This is a genomic window from Roseomonas sp. F4, assembly GCF_053891155.1.
Genome location: NZ_JBSSHK010000007.1, coordinates 38,403 through 58,629, shown reverse-complemented (window position 1 = coordinate 58,629; position 20,227 = coordinate 38,403). Strand labels below are relative to the sequence as shown.

The following is a 20,227-nucleotide window of genomic DNA, read 5'->3' as shown; positions in this document are numbered from 1 at the left end:
CGCGTCGGTCAACTGCGGGGCGCCGCCTTGGATCGTGGCGCAACGCCGGACCCACCCGCCACAGGCTTAGGGCGCGAAAGCCGCTGGACCCGGACGACGACCCGGGAGAGGATGCCGCCGGACAACGAGATGGGGGTCCCTGGTATGGTTGATTTCAAGTTCACACGGCGCACGGCGCTGGCAGCGGGCACGGGCCTGATCGCCGGCCTGCGGCCCGGCACCGCGCCGGCGCAGGGCGCACCGATCAAGATCGGGGAGCTGAACTCCTACTCCCGCATGGCCGCCTTCGCGGTGCCCTATCGCAACGCCATCCAGCTGGCGGCCGATGCGATCAACCAGGCCGGCGGCGTGATGGGCGGGCGACCGCTGGAATTCGTGTTTCGTGACGACGGATCGACCCCTGGCGATGCGGTGCGCGTGGCGGAGGATCTGCTGACCCGGGAGGGCTGCACCTTCCTCGCCGGCACCTTCCTCTCCAATGTCGGCCTCGCGGTGTCCGACTTCGCCAATCAACGGAAAAAGCTGTTCCTGGCGACGGAGCCGCTGACCGATGCGCTGACCATGGCGCAGGGCAATCGCTACACTTGGCGGCTGCGGCCGGGCACCTACATGCAAACCCGCATGGTGGTGGAGGCGGCGCGCGGCAAGACCGCGAAGCGCTGGGCCATCGTCGCGCCCAACTACGAATACGGGCAGTCGGCGGCGGCGAACTTCAAGAAGCTGATCGGCAGCGCGATTCCGGGCGCCGAGATCGTCGCGGAACAATATCCGGCGCTCGGCCGCGTCGATGCCGGCGCCACGGTGGGCGCGCTGGCGCAGGCGCGCCCGGACGGCATCTTCAACGTGCTCTTCGGACCGGACCTGACCGCCTTCGTGCGGGAGGGCAATACCCGCGGCCTGTTCGAGCGTCGCCTGGTGCTGTCCCTGCTGACCGGGGAGCCGGAATACATGCTGCCGCTGGGCGATGAATGCCCCGATGGCTGGATCACCACGGGCTATCCGTGGGAACAGGTGGAGGAGGCGTCGCACAAAGCCTTCATCGCCGCCTATCGCGCCCGCTTCAACGACACGCCGCGCAAGGGCAGCGTGCTGGGCTACGTCACCGCGCAGGTGGTCGCCAGCCTGTTGAACAAGGCGAATTCAACGGAGACGGAGGCGCTGGTCGATGCGCTGGCCGACCTGCCGACGCAGACCATCGTCGGCAATGTCACCATGCGCGCGCTGGACCACCAGGGCACCATGGGCACCTGGGTGGGCGAGACGGCGCTGCGTGGCCGCACCGGCACCATGCGCAATGCCCGCTACGCCGATGGCGCCAACTACCTGTTCCCCGAGGACGAAGTGCGCGCCGCGCGCCCGCGGAGCTGATCGCGGCGCATGGATTTCGGTTTCCTTGTGGTCCAGTCCCTGTCGGGACTGGCCAGCGCCTCCTCGCTTTTCGTCATCGCATCAGGGCTGACGCTGGTTTTCGGCGTCACCCGCATCGTCAATTTCGCGCATGGCAGCTTCTACATGCTCGGCGCCTATATGGCGGTGACCGTGGTGCCCTGGCTTCTGGACTTCGATCGTTCGCCGCTGCTGTTCTTTTGCGGCGTGCTGATTTCGGCGGCGGTGGTGGGCGTGCTGGGCGTGGTGATGGAGGTGCTGCTGCTGCGGCGGCTCTACAAGGTGCCGGAGTTGTTCCAGCTTCTGGCCACATTCGGCGTGGTGCTGATGGTGCAGGATGCGGTGTTGTGGCTGTGGGGACCGGTGGAAATCCCCGGACCGCGCGCGCCGGGCCTGCGGCATGGGGTGGAGATTCTCGGCCAGCGTTTTCCGGCCTATGAGTTGTTCCTGATCTGCGTCGGTCCGGCCGTGCTCGGCCTGCTCTGGCTGCTGATGCACAAGACGCGCTTCGGCATCCTGATCCGCGCGGCGACGCGGGACCGGGAAATGGTGGGCGCGCTGGGGGTGAACCAGGCGATGCTCTTCACCGGCACGCTGTTCCTCGGCGCGTTTCTCGCGGGCCTGGGTGGCGCTTTGCAGATTCCGCGTGTCTCGGCCAATTCGCAGATGGACCTGTCGATCATCACGGAGGCCTTCGTCGTCACCGTCATCGGCGGCATGGGCAGCGTGCCCGGTGCCTTCCTGGCGGCGGTGCTGATCGGACAGTTGAATTCCTTCGGCGTGCTGATCTTCCCAAAAATCACGCTGGTGCTGGTGTTCCTGCTGATGGCGGTGGTGCTGGTGGTGAAGCCCTGGGGGCTGCTCGGCCGGCCGGAAGCGGCGGCCGGCCGCGCGGCGCTGCCGGAGGGCATCCTGGCCACGCCCCGCTTTGGTGTGTGGGAGAAGGCGATCCTCGCCGTGGTGCTGGCCGCCACTCTGGCCGTGCCGGTCTTCGGCGACGCCTATACGGTGAAGGTGGTGACGGAGGTGCTGATCTTCGCGCTGGCAGCCTTCTCGCTGAATTTTCTTGTCGGCAATGGCGGCATCGTCTCCTTCGGCCATGCCGCCTATTTCGGCCTCGGCGCCTATGCGGCCGGGCTGCTGGTGACGCGCGGCGGGTTTTCCATGGAACCGGCGCTGATCGCGGCCCCACTCGCTGGCGCCGCCTTCGCCGCGCTGTTCGGCTTCTTCATCGTGCGGCTGACCGGCATCTACCTGGCCATGCTGACGCTGGCCTTCGCGCAGATCGCCTATGCCGTCTGCTTCCAATGGGTCGAGGTGACGGGCGGCGACAATGGCGTGGTCGGCGTCTGGCCCAGCGCCTGGGCGCGCTCGCGGGAGGTGTTTCATTATCTCGTCGCCGCGTGCGCCATCCTCGGCATCGCCGCGCTGCGCCATGTGATCTACGCGCCCTTCGGCGCCACGCTGCGGGCGGCGCGGGATTCGGAACAGCGGTCGGACGCCATCGGCATCGATGTGCGTATGCATCGCTGGCTGGCCTTCACGCTGGCCGGCGCGGCGGCGGGGCTGGCGGGCGGTCTCTATGCCTTCTCCAAGGGCTCGATCGACCCGACGCTGCTCTCCATCCCCATGTCCATCGACTTCCTGGCGATGCTGCTGCTGGGTGGCATGCAGACGGTGATGGGTGCCGTCGCCGGCGCCGCGGCCTTCCACACGATCAAGGACTTCTTCATGCCGCTGACGGACCATTGGCGGTTCTTCCTCGGCGCCTCCATCATCGCCCTGGTGCTGATCTTCCCGCGCGGCCTGTCCGGCGCCTATGGCGCGCTGCGGAGGCGCGCATGACGCTGCTGGCGGCGGAGGGGCTGAACAAGCGGTTCGGCGGCGTCGTCGCGGCGAAGGATGTTTCCTTCGCGCTGGCGGCCGGGGAGATGCTGGCGATCATCGGTCCGAATGGCGCCGGCAAATCCACCACCTTCAACATGGTGGGCGGCCAGCTGCGGCCGGATACGGGGCGGGTGCTGCTGGCCGGGCAGGATATCACCGGCCAACCGCCACGGCTGGTCTGCAAGCTGGGCGTGGGCCGCACCTTCCAAGTGGCGCAGACCTTCCTGTCCATGACCGTGGCGGGCAATGTGCAGATGGCGCTGATCGCGCATCACGGTCGCACACGAGACGTGCTGGCCCGCGCCGAAGCGCTGTATCGCGAACAGGCCGTGGCGCTGCTCGACCGTGTCGGCATGGCGGAGGCGGCGGATCGCCCGATCGGGGAACTGGCCTATGGCGATGTGAAGCGCGTGGAACTGGCCATCGCGCTCGCGGCAGCGCCGAAACTGCTGCTGATGGATGAGCCCACGGCCGGCATGGCGCCGCGCGAACGCGCCAGCCTAATGCAGCTCACCGCCGATATCGCCCGCGGCCAGGGCATCGGCGTGCTGTTCACGGAACATGACATGGACGCGGTCTTCGCCCATGCCGACCGCATCCTGGTGCTGGTGCGCGGCGAGGTGATCGCGGAGGGTTCGCCTGAATCGGTGCGGGCGAACCCGGAGGTCCAACGCGTCTATCTCGGCCAGTCCGGCCACAAGGCGGCGCTGCGCGCGCGGCGAGGCGCGCATGGCTGAGACCGTTCTGGAAGTTTCGGGCGTCACCGCCGGCTACGGGCCAGCGGAGGTGCTGTTCGGCGTCGATCTCACGCTGGAACGCGGCGAGGTGGCGGCGCTGATGGGCCGCAACGGCGCCGGCAAATCCACCACCATGAAGGCCATCATGGGCATGCTGCCGCCACGCGCCGGCCAGGTGCGCTTCGCCGGCCAAGACATCACCGGCTGGGCGCCCTTCCGCATCGCGCGCGCGGGCCTCGGCTATGTGCCGGAAGATCGCCGCATCTTCACGGATCTCACCGTGGCGGAGAATCTGGAGGTCGGTCGCCGCGCCGCACAAGGCGGCCGCGCGGCCTGGACCGTGGAACGGCTCTACGAGATTTTCCCGAACCTGGCCGAGATGCGCGGCCGCCGCGCCGCGGCGATGTCCGGCGGCGAGCAACAGATGCTGACCATCGCGCGGACCTTGATGGGCAATCCGGAGGCCGTGCTTCTGGACGAACCCTCCGAAGGCCTGGCACCGGTGATCGTGGAGCTGATGGCGGAGGCCGTGCTGCGCATGAAGGCGGAGGGGCTGGCCGTGCTGCTCTCCGAACAGAGCCTGGATTTCGCCGCCGCCGTTTCCGACCGTGCCTATGTCATCGAGAAGGGCAGCATCCGCTTCGCCGGCAGCATGGCGGCGCTGGAAGCGGATGAGCATATCCGCACCACCTATCTGACGGTCTGACAGACATGTCCCGCATCACGGCCGGCATCGATGTCGGCGGCACCTTTACAGATCTGCTGCTGCAAGACGCGACGGGCCGCATCCGTCTGGCCAAGGTGCCGACCACCACGGCGAACCAGGCGGAGGGCGTATTAGCGGCCATCGCGGCCGCGGGAAGTTCCCCGGCCGAGCTCGACCTCATCATCCACGGCACCACCGCGACGACCAATGCCGTGCTGGAACGCAAACTGGCCAAGGTCGGGCTGATCACCACCGCCGGGTTCCGCGATGTGCTGGAACTCGGCCGTCGCACGCGCCCGAATCCCTATGGGCTGAAGGGCGGTTTCGAACCGCTGGTGCCGCGCGAATGGCGGCGCGAAGTGGCGGAACGCATGGATGCGCGCGGCGCCGTGGTGACGCCGCTGGATGAGGAGGCTGTGGCACGGGAGGTGCGCGCGCTGCTGGCCGAGGGCTGCGAGGCGCTGGTCGTGCATTTCCTGCACGCCTATGCCAACCCCGCGCATGAACGCCGCGCCGGCGAAATCGCGCGCAGTCTCTGGCCGAACGACTATGTCACGCTGGGCCATGAGCTGCTCTCGGAATTCCGCGAATATGAGCGTGGCACCACCGCCGCGGTGAATGCGGCCGTGCAGCCGATTCTGGACCGCTACATCACCCGCCTGCAGACGCAACTCGCGGCCCAGGGCCACAGGCGGGAACTGCTGGTGATGAACGGCAATGGCGGCACCGTGCCGGCGAGGCTGGTGGCGCGGGAGGCTGCGAAGACCGTGATGTCCGGCCCCGCCTCCGGCGTCATGGCCGCGGCGGCGACGCTGGCCCAGAGCGGGCTGCGCAATGCCATCACCTATGACATGGGCGGCACCTCCACCGATGTCGCGCTGATCGCCGGCGGCGTGCCGGAGGTTTCGGCGGAACTGTCCATCGCCTATGGGCTGCCGATCCACCTGCCGATGGTGGATGTGCGAACCGTGGGCGCCGGCGGTGGCTCCATCGCCGGCATCGACCGCGCGGGGATGTTTCGTGTCGGCCCTGAAAGCGCGGGCAGCCTGCCGGGGCCGATCTGCTTCGGCCGTGGCGGCACACAGCCGACCATCACCGACGCCAATCTGGTCCTCGGGCGGCTCGATCCCGCACGCTTGCTGGCGGTGCGGGAGCCTGTGCCGATGGAGCGGATCCGGGCAAGCTTCGCGGCGCAGATCGGCACGCCGCTCGGCATGAGCGTGGAACAGGCGGCGGAGGCCACGCTTCGCCTGGCCAATGTGCATATGGCCGGCGCGATCCGCATGGTCTCCCTCTCCCGCGGTCACGACCCGCGCGATTTTTGCCTGTTTGCCTTTGGCGGCGCCGGGCCGCTGCATGCGGTGGCGCTGGCGCGGGAGATCGGCATCCCGATGGTGCTGGTGCCGGCGCGGCCTGGCCTGACCAATGCGCTCGGCTGCCTGGTGGCCGATCTGCGCCAGGATGCGGTGAACACGCTAAATCGCGGGCTGGACGACATCTCGGCGGAGGAGATCACGGAGGTGCTGACGGCGCAGCGCGACCGCGCCCTCTCCGTGGTCACCGCCGACAGCGCAGAGATCGAGACCACCGATGTGCTGCATGCGGCGGATATGCAGTTCCGCGGCCAGACGCATCTGATCCGCGTCGCCCTGCCGCGCGCCGACATGACCCGCGCGGAGATCCAGGCCGCTTTCGAGGCCGCCTATTTTGCCCGTTTTCAGCTGCGGCTTCCCGAGATTCGCGCCGTGCTGGTGAACCTCACAACAACCGTCATCGGCCGCCGCCGTGCCTTCCCCCTCTCGGCATTGCTGGACCCCGCGGAGCGTGTGGGCGATGCGCGGCTGGGCGCGCGGAACCTCTATGCCGAGGGCGCCTGGCACAGTGCCACGGTTTGGCAGCGCGAAAGGCTGACCGAGGGCGCGCGCATTGCCGGCCCCGCCATCATCCAGCAGGCTGATGCCACGACGGTGCTGGAGCCACGATCCGAAGCCGTTGTCGATGCCATCGGCAATCTGCGCATCACGGTGCTGCCATGATCGATGCCCTGACGCTCGCGGTGATCCAGGCCGGGTTGCAGCAGGTCTGCAACGAGATGGACATCACCTTCTCTCGCGCCGCCTTTTCGCCCGTGATCGCGGAGGCCGATGACAGGTCGGACGGCATCTATGCGGCGGAGGATGGCGCGCTGATCGCGCAGGGGGAGCTCGGCCTGCCGGTCTTCGTCGGCACTATGGCGCATTCGGCGGCGCATCTCGTGCGGCTGATCCGTGAAGGCGCGGTGGCGCCGCCGGAGCCAGGCGATATCTACATTGTCAACGACCCCTATCTCGGCGGCACGCATCTGATGGATGTGCGTTTCTGCCGACCCTTCTTCGTCGGAGGCGAGTTGTTCTGCTGGCTGCAGAACACCGGCCACTGGCCCGATATCGGCGGCATGGTGCCTGGCGGTTTTTCCGCGCATGCAACCGAAGTCGAGCAGGAGGGCCTGCGCCTGCCGCCGGTAAAGCTGTTCAAGAAGGGCGTGCTGGATCGGGAGATTCTGTCGATCATCCAGTCGAACATCCGCGTCGCGGACCAGCGCATCGGCGACATCAAGGCGCAGGCCGCGGCTTTGCTGGTGGGCGAGGCACGGCTTGCCGAGATGGTGGCGCGCTACGGCCTGCCCAGGCTGCGCGATGCCATCGCCGGCATCCGGGCCCGCGCGGCGGAACGCATGCTGGCGGAAATCCGGCGTATCCCGGCCGGCGTCTACACGGCAGAAACCTTCGTGGATTCGGATGGCGTGGTGGATGCGCCGCTGCGCATCGCGCTGACCGTGACGCGGCAGGATGATGAGCTGGTCTTCGATCTCGGCGATTCGTCGCCGCCCTGCCAGGGACCGATGAATTCCGTCTGGGCCACCACCTGTTCCGCCATCTATCTCGCCATGAAACACATTTTTCCGGACGTCCCGATCAATGCCGGCACCTTTGCGCCACTGCGCGTGATCCGGCCGGAGGGTACGTTTCTCGATGCGCGCTATCCTCGCCCGGTGTCCGGCTGCGCGGCCGAGGTGTCGCAGCGAATCGCAGAGGCGGTATTTCTCGCCATCGCACAGGCCCTGCCGGGGGAGGTCTGGGCGGCGCCCGCGGGTACCTCCGGCAACTTCGCGCTGGGTGGCTTCGACCCGGCGCGCAAGGCTGGCTATGTGATGTACCAGATCACAGGCGGCGGCTATGGCGGCCATGCGGAGGCCGATGGGCTGACCAATGGTTGCTCCACCATCGGCATCAGCAAGACCGCGCCGGTGGAGGTGATGGAGCAATACTATCCCGTCCTTTTCCGGCGTTTCGCCATCCATGAAGGCTCTGGCGGCGCCGGCGCGCAGCGTGGCGGGTTCGGCGTGCATTATGAGGTCGAACTGCTGCGCGGGGAGGCGAAGGCGAGCTTCGTGATGGATCACGGCCGCTTCGGCCCGCCCGGCGTGCTCGGGGGTGGAGATGGCGCGAAGAATGTCGTGAAGCTGCACCGCAACGGCGTAACCACCATCCCGCTGCATCTTTCCAAGGATCAGGGCCTCGCCCTGCGCGCCGGCGACCGTGTGGAGGTGATGACGCCAGGCGGCGGCGGCTACGGCCATCCCCTCGACCGCGATCCGGCGCTGGTCGCGCAGGATGTGCGGCGCGGCTACTACACGGCCGAACAGGCCAAGGTGCTGTGGGGATGATCGCTTATCACCGCCCCACGACGCTGCGTGATGCGCTGGCCATCCGCGCCGGGGCGGATGTGATGGTGCTCGCCGGCGGCACAGACGTCTTCCCCGCCCGCACCGCCCGTGCCGCCTGGGGCGATCCGACGCATAAGGACGTGCTGGATATCAGCGCCGTGCCCGGATTGCGCGGCATTGACGAAACCGCGACGGGCTGGCGCATCGGCTGCCTCATCACATGGTCCGCGATCGCGCATGCCAAGCTGCCACCGCTGTTCGACGGGCTGAAGGCGGCGGCGCGGGAGGTGGGCGGGATGCAGGTGCAGAATCGCGGCACGCTGATCGGCAACCTCGTCACCGCCTCCCCGGCCGGCGACGGCATTCCGAACCTGCTGGCGCTGGATGCCTCCGTGGAAATCGCGGGCCCACGCGGCACGCGCCTGCTGCCGGTGGATCACTTCCTGACCGGCTATCGCGCGACCGCATTGGCGGCGGATGAGCTGGCCATCGCCCTGCATGTGCCGCGGCTGGAGGCGGCGCAGGGCGCCTTCCGCAAGCTCGGCGCCCGGCACTATCTGGTGATCTCCATCGCCATGGCGGCCGGTGTGGTGGCCACAGATGCCGCGGGGCGCATCACCACGGCCCGCATCGCGCTTGGCGCCTGCTCGGCGGTGGCGCAGCGCCTGCCGGCGCTGGAAGCGGCACTGCTGGGCGTGGATCGTGCGCAGGCGGCACGCATGGTGCAGCCGCAGCATCTGGCATCGCTGACACCGATTGACGATATCCGTGCCACTGCCGCCTATCGGCGCGATGCCGCACTGGTGCTGTTGCGGGATCTGCTGGAGGCGCGCGGATGATCGACATCGCTTTCACTCTGAACGGCGCGCCCTGCACCGTCTCCGCGCCGCCTTTCGCGCCGCTGTCCTACACGCTGCGCGAAAGGCTAGGCCTGACCGGCACGAAGGAGGGCTGCAACGCCGGCGATTGCGGCGCCTGCACGGTGCTGGTGGATGGCGCCCAGGCTTGCGCCTGCCTGGTCCCCTCCGCCCAGGCGGAAGGCGCGCGGGTGGAGACGGTGGAAGCAACGGAGGGCGAGGTGGGCGCCCTGCTCGCGCGGCTGCGCGCGGCCTTCCTGGCGCATGGCGCGGCGCAATGCGGCATCTGCTCGCCGGGCATGTTGATGGCGGCAACCGACCTGCTGCTGCGCAACGCGGCGCCGGACCGCGCGGCGGTGCGGGATGCGCTGGGCGGCGTGCTCTGCCGCTGCACCGGCTATGCCAAGATTCTGGATGCGGTGCTGGACGCGGCACCGCGGGCCGTCCCGTTGCCACTGGCCGGCGAGGCGGTGGGCGCCAGTATCGCGCGGCTGGATGGCGCGGCGAAGCTGGACGGCACGGACCATTTTGGCGCGGATGAGGCGCCGGCCGATGCGCTGTGGCTGCGCGTGGTGCGATCGCCCCATGCCAGTGCGCGTTTTTTGCTCGGCGATCTGGAGGCGGCGCGGCGTGAGCTGGGGCTGGAGGCCATCCTGACCGCCGCCGATGTGCCGGGCGTCAACAGCTTCGGCATCATGCCGAAGCTGAAGGACCAGCCCGTGCTGGCCGATGGCTTCGTGCGGTTCCGTGGCGAGGCGGTGCTGGGCCTGGTCGGAACGCGGGAGGCCGTGGCAGCGGTGCGCGATTCGGCGCTGCCGATCACCTGGCAACCCATGCCGGCGCTGCACGGCACCGCCGCGGCGCGCGCGGCGGATGCGCCGCAGCTGCACGCGCATGCGGCGCAGAACCTGCTGATCGAGGGGCGACTGAACCGCGGCAGGCCCGCGCGCGACGTCGCCAATGCCGAAGGCTCTTTCACCACTGGCTTTGTCGAGCATGCCTATATCGAACCCGAAGCCGGCTACGCCCAGCCCGCGCCGGATGGCATCGGCATGGAGGTCTTCGCCTGCACCCAGGCGCCCTATATGGACCGCGAGGAAACCGCGCGCGTGCTCGGCGTGGCGGAGGATGCGGTGCGCATCCGCCCGAGCGCCTGCGGCGGCGGTTTTGGTGGCAAGCTGGATGTTTCGGTGCAGCCCTTGCTGGCGGTCGCCGCGCGCAAGCTGAACCGGCCGGTGCGCATCATCTATTCCCGCGCGGAAAGCATGGCCAGCACCACCAAGCGCCACCCCGCCAGCATCACCGCGCGGATGTCCGCCGATGCGGAGGGCCGATTCACCAGCTATGAGCTCGACGCGGATTTCAACACCGGCGCCTATGCGAGCTGGGGCGCCACCGTCGCCAACCGCGTGCCCGTGCATGCCGGCGGTCCCTACCGCATCACGAACCTCCGCAACCGTGCGCGCGCCATCTATACCAACGACACGCCCGCCGGCGCCTTTCGCGGCTTTGGTGTGCCGCAAGCGGCGATCGCGACGGAATCGCTTGTGGATGATCTTGCGGAACAGCTAGGCCTGGACCGCTGGGAAATCAGGCGCCGCAATGCCATCGGGCGCGGCGACGCGACGCATAGCGGCCAGGTGCTGCATGCCTCTGCTGGCCTGCCGGAATGCCTGGATGCGCTGAAGCCGGATTGGGATGCGATGCTGGCGCAGGTCGCGGCGCACAACGCCAAGGCGCCGCGCGAAAGGCTCGGCGCCGGCATTGCCTGCATGTGGTATGGCTGCGGCAACACCAGCATGTCCAACCCCTCCCGCATGAAGCTCACGCTGGCGCGCGATGGCACGCTCACTTTGTTCAACGGCGCGGTGGATATCGGCCAGGGCAGCACCACCGTCATGGCCCAGATCTGCGCGGATGCGCTCGGCCTGCCGCTCGCGCAGTTCCGCTATGTGCTGGGCGACACCGCCCTCACCTATGACGCCGGCAAGACCAGCGCCTCCCGCCAGACTTTTGTCAGTGGCCGCGCCGCAATGGAGACGGGGCTGGCGCTGCGGCGGCGCATCCTGGCACTGGCCAATGCCGGCGAGGAAACGGTGCTGACGCTGGAGGGCACGATGCTGCGCATCGGCAGCGCGCGCGTCATCGACCTCGCCACGCTCGACGCCGATCTGGAGGCGGAGGGCCAGTACGACCCCCCGACCACGGCGCTGGACGAAGACGGCCAGGGCACGCCCTATGCCACCTACGGCTTTGCCGCGCAGATCGCACTGGTCGCCGTGGACACGGCGCTGGGCGTCACCAAGGTGCGGCGCATTGTTGCGGCGCAGGATGTCGGGCGGGCGGTGAACCCCACCCTCGTCCTCGGCCAAATCCATGGCGGTATCGCGCAGGGCCTTGGTCTGGCGCTGATGGAGGAATTTCTACCAGGTCGTACCGAAAATCTGCATGACTACTTGATCCCGACCGTGGGCGACGTGCCGGAGATCGACGTGCATCTGATTGAGGACCCGGAACCCGAAGGCCCCTATGGCGCCAAGGGCGTTGGCGAGCCCGCGCTGGTGCCAACAGCGCCGGCCATCCTCTCCGCCATCCGCCACGCCACCGGCGTCACCATGCGCCAGGTGCCCGTGCTGCCGCACCGCCTGTGGGAGCAGATGCGATGAGCGACCATGGCAGCCTCGCCGCGCGTTCCCAAAAATTTGGCGCGGCCGAGGGCGATCAGGGCATTGTCCGCTGCGATGCCTGCCCCGTCCTGTGTCGCATCCGCCCCGGCCGCAGCGGCGCCTGTTCGCGCTATGCCAATGACAATGGGCAGTTGGTCCGCACCGATCCGGCGGTGACACTGGCGCGCGCGGTGGAATCCGGCGGGCCTGTCGTCGCCTTCGCTGAAGGCGGCTGGGATGGGCAGTTGCTCGATCCGTCCCGCGCCTTCGTCACCGGCATCGGCGCCGGCACCACCTATCCGGACTACAAGCCCGCCCCCTTCATCGTCGGCGCCAGCCATGCGGGGGTGGATACCGTCACCATCGTGACCGAGGGCATTTTCAGCTATTGCGGCGTCAAGGTGAAGATCGACACGGATCGGCACCTCGGCGCCGAGACCGCCGCCGTGCGCGCGAATGGCGAGCAGGTCGGCCATGTTACCACCGCCGAATATGGCAGCCAGATGCTGTCGCTGGGTGGCGTGCGGCACCTGACCGGCGGCAGCAAGCGCGAAGGCACCACCACCTGCGACACGCTGCTGAAGCTGTGTGCGGGCGAGGCGGTGGAGCTCGCCATCGATGGCGGCCACGCGGTTCGCGTGCAGGCCGGCCAGGCACCGGTGGTGGATGGCAAGCCGGAAGTGCGGATGCGCGTCGGCTGTGGCAGCGCTACCATCGGCATCTTCGCGCAGCAATGGCTCGGCCAGGTGGATGAGGTGATCGTGGTCGATGACCACATCACCGGACTGCTCTCCGAACACCAGGCCGGCAAGGTGCTCGGCATGAAGCCCACCGGCATCCGGTTGCGCGGTCGGCGCTCCACGCCCGGGCGGTATTTCCAGGTGGCCAATCCCGGCCTCGGCTGGGGCGGCACGGATATCAGCGACCCTCTGGCCATCATCGAGAGCATCGACCCCAAGACCGCCTGGCCAGGCCTTCGCCTGCTGCTGACCTCCACCACCGGGGAGGATGCGCTGTGGTGCGTGCTGGACGAGGCGCTGCGCCCCGTGCCGGCCGATATGCCGGCGAATGTGGCGAAGGTGGTAGAGCGCATCGGCGAGAATTGCGAGCCCTCGCTCTGCACCGTCATTTTCATGGCCGGCGCCGGCGGATCACTGCGCGCGGGTGTGACCGAGAATCCGGTGCTGCTGACGCGCAGCGTGGCCTCGGGCGAAACCCGCGTCACCATGGGCGGTGCGCCCGTCTATCTCTGGCCGGGCGGCGGCATCACGGTGATGGCGGATGTGCTGCGGCTGCCGAAGAATGCCTTTGGCTATGTGCCCACGCCCGCTCTGGTCGCGCCCATCGAATTCACCCTGCCCCGCGCGCTGTACGAACGCCTCGGCGGGCATATGTCCGAGATCGTGCCGGTGCAGGATCTGTTGCGCGATCTCGGCCCTTCGCTGCGCGTGGAGGATTGGCAGGCGGGCAATCCCTGGCCTTTCCCGGGCTGAGATGCCGAGCGTGCAGCGCCTGACGCAGGACCGGCTGCATTTGCAGCATGGCCCGATCGATGTGGTGCTGCGCGCCTGGGGATCGCCGAAGTCCGTCGCCGCGGCGGAAGCGGCGGCCATTGCGCGGTTCCAGACTGTGCTGGACGAGCTGGTCGCCGAACTGCCCTTGCTGCGCCGCGCCGCCGAGCCGGCCAGGCCACCGCGTGGCGCCATTGCGCGCGCGATGCACGCCGCCTGCCTGCCCTATGCGGCGCGCGGCCTGTTCGTCACGCCGATGGCCGCGGTGGCTGGCGCGGTGGCGGATGCGCTGCTGGCGGCGATGCGCGCGGCCGCGCCGGATCTGGCCCGCGCCTTCGTCAATGATGGCGGCGACATCGCCGTGCTGGCCGGCGATGGCCTGGATATCGGCATGGCGGCGAACCCCCTGCCCGGCGGCGGCTTCGATGGCGCGCTACATCTGCGCGCGGCCGATGGCATTGGCGGCATCGCCACCTCCGGCCGGCATGGCCGTTCCTTCTCGCTGGGCATCGCCGATGCCGTCACGGTACTGGCGCGCGATGCCGCCGCCGCGGATGTCGCGGCGACGCTGATCGCCAATGCGGTGGATGTGGACAGCCCCGCCATCACGCGCCGCCCCGCCTCCGCGCTTGAGCCGGATAGCGATCTCGGTGACCGGCTGGTCACGGTCGAGGTCGGTGCCTTGACGGAAAATGAGATCGACGCCGCCCTGGCATCCGGCACCGCCTTCGCCGAATCCTGCTGCCAGGCTGGACTGGTCCGCACCGCCGCGCTGCGCCTTGGCGGCCGGGCCCGACTGGCCGGCGCCTCCTCCCTTCTGCTGAAGGCTCCAAGCCCATGACCCAGACGCTCGAAATCCGCAAAACCGTGCTCTGCGTGGAGGAAGTCCGCCATGACGGCGGCCCGCCGCTGGAAACACCGATCCTCAAGGGCTGGTGCGCCGTCATCCTCAAGAACCCCTTTGCGGGGCGGCATGAGCCGGAGCTGATGTGGATGATGGAGGCGATGAAGCCGATCGGCCTGATGGTGGCAGAAAAGCTGCTGGCAGGCCTCGGCGGTGACCCGGCGCGGATCGAGGCCTATGGCAAGGGCGGCCTGGTCGGCGCGGCGGGGGAGCTGGAGCATGGCGCGCTGTGGCATGTGGCGGGCGGCTATGCCATGCGCGGGCTGCTGGGCCAGGCGCTGTCCATCGTGCCGTCGATGACCAAGGTGGGGTCGATGGGCGCCTTGCTCGACCTGCCCATCCACCACCGCAACGCCGCCTATGTGCGCAGCCATTTCGATGGCATCACCGCGACCGTGCCGGATGCGCCGCGCGCCGACGAGATCCTGTTCGCGCTGGCCATGACCACGGGCGGGCGGCCGCATGCGCGCGTGGGCGGCCTGACGCAGGACGCGATCAGCCTGTGGGATGGGCAGCGATGACCTCTCCGCGCCGGTCCTGCCTCGGCGATCGTCCGAAGCGCGCGGCATAGGTGCGGGAGAAATGCGCCGCGCTGACGAAGCCGCAGGCCATCGCCACCTCCAGCACCGAAAGCGAGGTCTGCCGCAGCAGCCGTCGCGCATGGTCCAGCCGCAGGCCGAGATAATGCGCGCCGATGGTCCGCCCGAGCTGGCCACGGAACAGGCGTTCCATCTGCCGCACTGAAAGCCCGGCGCTGGTGGCCAGCGCCTTTCGCGGCAGCGGGTCCTCGATGCTGCTTTCCATCCGCTCCAGCGCCAGCAACAGGCTGGGATGGTCGGTGTCGTAGCGTTCCCGCAATCCCATGCGCTGCGGCTCATCGCCCGCCCTTGGCCTGGTATGCAGCAGCCATTCGGCCACGGCGCGGGCCAGCACGCGGCCCTGCGAGGCCTCGATCAAGGCCAGCATCATATCGAGCGGCGCGGTCCCGCCGGAGGAGGTGCAGCGATCCCGATCCACCTCATACAGCGACCCGGTCAGCGTCAGCCCCGGGAAGCGTTCCGCCATCGCCGGGATGTATTCCCAATGCGCCGTGCAGCGATACCCGGTCAGCAGGCCGGCGCGCGCCAGGATATGCGGGCCGCCCGAAAGGCCGCCGATGCGGATGCCGCGTGAGGCCTCCGCCCGCAGCCAGGCGAAGGTCGCCGGATCGGTGAATTCCGCCGGATTGCCCCCGGCGCAGACGAACAGCGCATCCAGCTGGCTGGGCCGCGACAGGCCCTGATCGGCCACGATGCGAACGCCGTTGGAGGCACGCACCGGCTCGCCATCCGGCGAGATGTGCACCCATTCATACAGCCTGACGCCCGACAATTCATTGGCGGCCCTGTAAGGCTCCAACGCGCAGCCATAGGCCAGCAGGGGGAAGCCCGGCACCAGCAGGAAGCCGATGCGCTGCGTCGCCGGAACCCCGCGCTCCGCCTCCCATGTCAGGTCGCCCCGGCGCGGCGGAACGCATGGGTCACTTGGACCGGAGGCGGAAGATCGACGGCTGGGCTTGCTCGGCATGGGGAGCGGCGATGGTGGCGGTGGAACAAGCCGCTGTCCACCAGGGGCCACAGGGTTCATACCGGCATCGTGCTGCCAAGGTCCGCCTGGGGAACCTTGGCCGATTCATTTCGTTCTTGCCTGAACCTCACCTCCCCGAAGGATTCCACATGCGCATCCGTGCCGGCTGCCAGATTACCTATGACTGCCCGCAGCCGACGCCCATGCTGCTGATGATCAGCCCGCATCCGTCGCGCGAGGGGGACCTGATCGGTCCGCATGAGGTCAGCCTCGATCCCCCGATTCCGTTCCGTCACTACCAGGATGGCTTCGGCAACACCTGCACCCGCATCCTCGCCCCGGCCGGCCGCGTGGTGATCAGCACCAACTTCCTGGTTCAGGACAGTGGCCTGACGGATCCGGTGCTGCGGGGCGCGCGCCAGCACAAGGTCGAGGATCTGCCGGACGACGCCTTGGTCTATCTGCTGGGCAGCCGCTACTGCGACACGGACAAGCTGGGGGATTTCGCCTGGGCGCAGTTCGGGCAGGGGCCGGAAGGCTGGGACCGGGTGCAGGCCATCTGCGACTTCGCGCACAACCACATCCAGTTCGACTATCAGCGGGCCAGCGCCACGCGCAGTGCCGCCGATGCGCATCGGGAACAGGTCGGCGTCTGCCGTGACTTCGCGCATCTGGCCGTCACGCTGTGCCGTTGCGTCAACATTCCCGCCCGCTACTGCACGGGCTATCTGGGCGATATCGGCATGCCGCCGCCCTATGGCCCGATGGATTTCGCCGCCTGGTTCGAGGTGTATCTGGACGGTGCCTGGCACACCTTCGACGCGCGCAACAATACGCCGCGCATTGGCCGTATCCTGATGGCGCGGGGGCGGGATGCGACCGATGTGGCCATCGCCACGACCTTCGGCCCCTGCACCCTGTCGGGCTTCAAGGTCATCACCGATGAGGAACCGGGCTGACCATCCGCGCGGCGTCGCGGCGTGGTGCGGACGACGGGACTTGAACCCGTACTCTCCATGAGAAGCAGATTTTCGTACCACTTCGGCTTTCGCCGCCGTCACCCGACGTTCGTGGTCTGGACTGTCCCTTCGCCATGGCCCCGAAGCGGGGAAAATCCCCACCGAGGGCTTTAGGCGCCGCCCGTCCAGTCTCTACACCTTCCCCCGCGAGGGGGCTTGGCTCGGGATTGGCCTGAGGCTTGCGCCCGTTAGCTTTCCCCGACTTTGAGCGGTTCTGCACCGCGGATTTCCCCGCGGGCACTCCGATGGAAGTCTGCTGCGTCTACCGATTTCGCCACGTCCGCGCTTTGCCAGCAGCGCAGTATGGCGGGCAGCGCGGGGCACCGCCAGCCTGTCGCGGAATGACGGGGGCTTGGCGGATGGGGCAGGCCGGTCCACATCCGCGCCATGTCGCGCATCACCATCGCCCTGCTGGGCGGACTCCTCGGCTTCGTCCTGTATGTGATGGCGGTGGTCGCGCTGGCGGACCACGTGCTGGCGGCCCACTGGCTGCTGCAGCTTGTCTATTTCGTCATCGTCGGCATGGCCTGGGCCTGGCCTGCCAAATGGCTGATGTTCTGGGCGGCGCGCGGCCGCTGAAAAGGCGCCCCCTGGCGGAGGCGCCTCACCGGATCAGAAGGGGCGGCTGAGGGTGAAGATCACCCGGTTGTCGCAGATCTTGGAGCCGCCGAAGCAGTCCTGGCGTTCATCGAGCGAGGTGAAGACGCCCGACAGGGTGCCGATCACGCCGCCGATGATCTCCCGCGACACGAAGACGGAGACGTTGGCGTAGTCCTCGGCGCCGAAAGCGCCCTCGTTGCGGCCGGGCGTGGCGAAGTTGCGCTCGACCCACTGGTAGCCGTAGCGGCCGCCGATGGTGAAGCCGAAGTCCAGCGCGATGTCGACACCGCCCTCGACATAGACGCCGAGGCCGGATTCACCGGTGAAGTCCGGGGAGATGGCGGCGAGGCCGACGAACTTCAGCGGCGCGATCTCATAGGAGGCGCGGAGCGCGAATTCATAGAAGTTCAGCTCATAGCCGCCGGTCGGCGCATCATAGCCCGGATAGGCGTAGTAAGTGGCGCCGAGGTCCAGCTTCACCCCGGCCAGCTCGAAACGGTAGCCGGCGTTGAGGTCGACTTCCTGGCGTGCATTGGTGCCGGCGAAGGCAACATTGCTGACGAAGGCACCGACATAGAGGCCGGAGCTGTGCTCAACATCCAGGGTCAGCTGCGCGGCGGGGCGATTCCGCGTCTGGCTCAGGCCTCGGAAGGAATAGTCCGAGGCGATCGTCGGGGTGGTGAGGATCGTCAGCCCGGCGCTTTCGATGGTCTGCTGAGCGTAGCTTGCTCCCGGAGCAAGCAATATGCTGCCAAAAAGAGCAGCCGAGGCCAGGGAGATGGAACGAATCATGGGCAATCCTCGTGTCTCGCGTTCGGCTGCGTGTTTTGTGAGCAGTCATGCAAGACGTAGCAGGCCAGTAGCCAGACGGAAGCAATTTCCGCGGTCTTGCGGAAATTCGAGGGGCTCTGTTGCAGTTTTGCATCGCACAAGGCGGCGACCGTGCCAGAGGGCACGAAAAACCCCGCCAGGATCATGTCCTGGCGGGGTTCAGCTCACTGCAGCGTTGTTGGTCGGAGTGAGAGGATTCGAACCTCCGGCCCCTGCGTCCCGAACACAGTGCTCTACCAGGCTGAGCTACACTCCGGCGTCTGGCAGTGAGGCGTGCGCTATAGCGAAGCCCCCGGCGGCCGGCAAGCGGGGGCTGGGCAAATGGTCGCGGTTGCCGTGGCGGTGATTCAATGCTCCTCGGCCGGCCGGTAGACCCTGCGCCCTTCGGCATTGGCGGCGCCGGGTCAGCGCGCTGCCCCGATCTCCTCCATACATCCGGACCCGAAAGAGACGAATTTGACTCAGAGCGACACCAATCCGCGCATTGGAACCATGTCGAGTTCATTGTGAATACGGCTTCGGTCCTGGCACGATCGGATGTGGGGTGGCCGTGCGGGTGTTTCACGACTTATGGTATTGCCCCATTGCGTCATTCGCAAATGCGTCGCACCTTGCATGTATCGCATGCCTCACGGCATGAGATTATGCGGGCGTCCTCTCTCGGGGGACTCGGGGCGCCATGCAGGGGACAAGGCGCGTTCGCGCGTTGAGCGGGAGACGCTGACATGGCCGAACCATCCTGGACATGCCGGCGCGGCTGTCGCGCCGACCTCGCGACGCATCGCCTTCAGCCGTGAACCTGTCGCCACGACTCGCCTGCCGTCCGACCCGGCCGCACCCCGCCCACCGATGATGGCGGCCATGCTGATTCTCGGCGCGCTGGGCCTGCTGGGCCTGTCCGGCGCGGTGTGGGAAGGCTGGAGCGCCAGCCGTGATCGCCGGCGCATCGCCATGGCCGGCCAGGTGGTGGCGCTGGGCGAGACGCTGCTGCATGCGGCACTTCAGGGCCGCCGCCGCAGCATCGACCAGCCGGTGGTGGTGATGGATGGCGGGCTGACCAATGGCAGCCTGACATGGCCTGGCGTGGTCCAGGCCTTGGGGCCGGACTGGCTGGTGCTCACCTACGACCGCGCCGGCCATCTCTGGAGCGGGCCCATTCCGGACAAGGCACCCCGCGACAGTGAGGCCCTGCTGGCCGAACAGCGCGCCCTGCTGGCCGGGCTGCATCTGGCGCCGCCCTGGCTGCTGGTGGCGCATTCCTGCTCCGGCCACGTCGCCCGCCTGCACGCGGCCCGCCATCCGGAGGATGTCGCGGCCCTGCTGCTGGTGGAGACGATCCCCGCCAGCCTGGCCGGGCCGATCACACAATCCAGCTTCGCCCGGTCGCTCTGGTGGAAGGTGCCGGCCGCGCAGCTCGGCCTCTGGCGCCTGTGGCGGCTGGGCAAGGGGCTGCCCCGGCGCCCCGGCGAGGTGACGCCGGAGACCATGGTGGAGGCCTGGACCCGGCTGTCCCAATCCGCCCGGGGGCTGTGGGCAACGCGGGCGGAGCTGGCCCATCTCGTCGCCGACACAGCGGCCATCGAGCTCGCACCGCCGCCACGCCAGCCCTGCATCATCCTCGCCTCCACCCATGGCGCGGTGGTGGTGCCGAAAGGCATGCCGGCGGACGAAGCGCAGGCGGCGGCGCTGGCGGCGCAGCAGGACCTCGCGACGCGGCTGCCGCAGGCGGAGCTGCGCATCACCGACCGCGCCGACCATGACATCCCCTGGCAGGCGCCGGAGATGGTGGCGCGGGCGATTCGCGATCTCGCCGGCAACCTGCCCGGCCCGACAAGCCCGCGGGGCTGACCG

The 20,227-nt window shown here is 68.5% G+C and carries 16 protein-coding genes and 1 tRNA gene; 14 read left to right on the top strand and 3 right to left on the bottom strand.

The features are described 5' to 3' along the window. Positions 1-144 precede the first annotated feature (144 nt). The 11 genes from ACVFYP_RS25835 to ACVFYP_RS25785 are packed head-to-tail and all read left to right on the top strand — an operon-like array spanning position 145 to position 14,881. Complete coding sequence (locus ACVFYP_RS25835; protein WP_499203057.1) at positions 145-1,368, top strand: ABC transporter substrate-binding protein; 1,224 nt, start codon at positions 145-147, stop codon at positions 1,366-1,368. A gap of 9 nt (positions 1,369-1,377) precedes the next feature. After that, positions 1,378-3,231, top strand: a complete 1,854-nt coding sequence (locus ACVFYP_RS25830; RefSeq protein WP_499203056.1) for an ABC transporter permease — start codon at positions 1,378-1,380, stop codon at positions 3,229-3,231. Then, positions 3,228-4,010 carry an ABC transporter ATP-binding protein gene (locus ACVFYP_RS25825; RefSeq protein WP_499203055.1) on the top strand — a complete coding sequence of 261 codons (783 nt, stop codon included), beginning with the start codon at positions 3,228-3,230 and terminating at the stop codon, positions 4,008-4,010. The genes ACVFYP_RS25830 and ACVFYP_RS25825 overlap by 4 nt, the downstream gene beginning before the upstream one ends. After that, on the top strand, positions 4,003-4,716 hold the full coding sequence (locus tag ACVFYP_RS25820) for an ABC transporter ATP-binding protein (RefSeq protein ID WP_499203054.1): 714 nt from the start codon (positions 4,003-4,005) through the stop codon (positions 4,714-4,716). The genes ACVFYP_RS25825 and ACVFYP_RS25820 overlap by 8 nt, the downstream gene beginning before the upstream one ends. A gap of 5 nt (positions 4,717-4,721) precedes the next feature. After that, complete coding sequence (locus ACVFYP_RS25815) at positions 4,722-6,752, top strand: hydantoinase/oxoprolinase family protein (RefSeq protein ID WP_499203053.1); 2,031 nt, start codon at positions 4,722-4,724, stop codon at positions 6,750-6,752. Then, on the top strand, positions 6,749-8,422 hold the full coding sequence (locus ACVFYP_RS25810) for a hydantoinase B/oxoprolinase family protein (RefSeq protein ID WP_499203052.1): 1,674 nt from the start codon (positions 6,749-6,751) through the stop codon (positions 8,420-8,422). The genes ACVFYP_RS25815 and ACVFYP_RS25810 overlap by 4 nt, the downstream gene beginning before the upstream one ends. Next, positions 8,419-9,261: an FAD binding domain-containing protein gene (locus tag ACVFYP_RS25805; protein WP_499203051.1), complete on the top strand. Its 843-nt coding sequence runs from the start codon at positions 8,419-8,421 to the stop codon at positions 9,259-9,261. Before ACVFYP_RS25810 ends, ACVFYP_RS25805 begins: the two co-directional genes overlap by 4 nt. Continuing rightward, positions 9,258-11,945 (top strand): molybdopterin-dependent oxidoreductase, encoded by a 2,688-nt coding sequence (locus ACVFYP_RS25800; protein WP_499203050.1) that lies wholly within the window; start codon positions 9,258-9,260, stop codon positions 11,943-11,945. Before ACVFYP_RS25805 ends, ACVFYP_RS25800 begins: the two co-directional genes overlap by 4 nt. Beyond that, entirely contained in the window at positions 11,942-13,438 is a 1,497-nt protein-coding gene (locus ACVFYP_RS25795; RefSeq protein ID WP_499203049.1) for a 6-hydroxynicotinate reductase, read from the top strand. The genes ACVFYP_RS25800 and ACVFYP_RS25795 overlap by 4 nt, the downstream gene beginning before the upstream one ends. Before the next feature lie 10 nt (positions 13,439-13,448). Continuing rightward, positions 13,449-14,297 carry a UPF0280 family protein gene (locus tag ACVFYP_RS25790; RefSeq protein WP_499203048.1) on the top strand — a complete coding sequence of 283 codons (849 nt, stop codon included), beginning with the start codon at positions 13,449-13,451 and terminating at the stop codon, positions 14,295-14,297. Continuing rightward, entirely contained in the window at positions 14,294-14,881 is a 588-nt protein-coding gene (locus ACVFYP_RS25785) for an amino acid synthesis family protein (protein ID WP_499203047.1), read from the top strand. The genes ACVFYP_RS25790 and ACVFYP_RS25785 overlap by 4 nt, the downstream gene beginning before the upstream one ends. Here ACVFYP_RS25785 and ACVFYP_RS25780 read toward each other — a convergent pair. Next, positions 14,856-15,794: a GlxA family transcriptional regulator gene (locus ACVFYP_RS25780; RefSeq protein WP_499203046.1), complete on the bottom strand. Its 939-nt coding sequence runs from the start codon at positions 15,792-15,794 to the stop codon at positions 14,856-14,858. The genes ACVFYP_RS25785 and ACVFYP_RS25780 overlap by 26 nt on opposite strands. Positions 15,795-16,075: 281 nt before the next feature. Here ACVFYP_RS25780 and ACVFYP_RS25775 point away from each other — a divergent pair, with 281 nt between their 5' ends. Beyond that, the gene (locus ACVFYP_RS25775; protein WP_499203045.1) at positions 16,076-16,885 is read left to right on the top strand and encodes a transglutaminase-like domain-containing protein; all 810 of its coding nucleotides are present in this window, start codon (positions 16,076-16,078) and stop codon (positions 16,883-16,885) included. A 447-nt stretch (positions 16,886-17,332) separates the two neighbouring features. Then, positions 17,333-17,524, top strand: coding sequence for a DUF2842 domain-containing protein (locus tag ACVFYP_RS25770; RefSeq protein WP_499203044.1), 192 nt, complete (start codon positions 17,333-17,335; stop codon positions 17,522-17,524). A gap of 33 nt (positions 17,525-17,557) precedes the next feature. Here ACVFYP_RS25770 and ACVFYP_RS25765 read toward each other — a convergent pair whose 3' ends face one another. Together ACVFYP_RS25765 and ACVFYP_RS25760 are read right to left on the bottom strand one after the other, a co-directional pair. After that, positions 17,558-18,337 carry a TorF family putative porin gene (locus ACVFYP_RS25765; RefSeq protein WP_499203043.1) on the bottom strand — a complete coding sequence of 260 codons (780 nt, stop codon included), beginning with the start codon at positions 18,335-18,337 and terminating at the stop codon, positions 17,558-17,560. Positions 18,338-18,555: 218 nt separating this feature from the next. Next, positions 18,556-18,632 (bottom strand) — tRNA-Pro (locus ACVFYP_RS25760). Between the two features lie 605 nt (positions 18,633-19,237). Here ACVFYP_RS25760 and ACVFYP_RS25755 point away from each other — a divergent pair. Then, positions 19,238-20,224: an alpha/beta fold hydrolase gene (locus tag ACVFYP_RS25755; RefSeq protein WP_499203042.1), complete on the top strand. Its 987-nt coding sequence runs from the start codon at positions 19,238-19,240 to the stop codon at positions 20,222-20,224. The last annotated feature ends 3 nt before the right edge of the window (positions 20,225-20,227 follow it).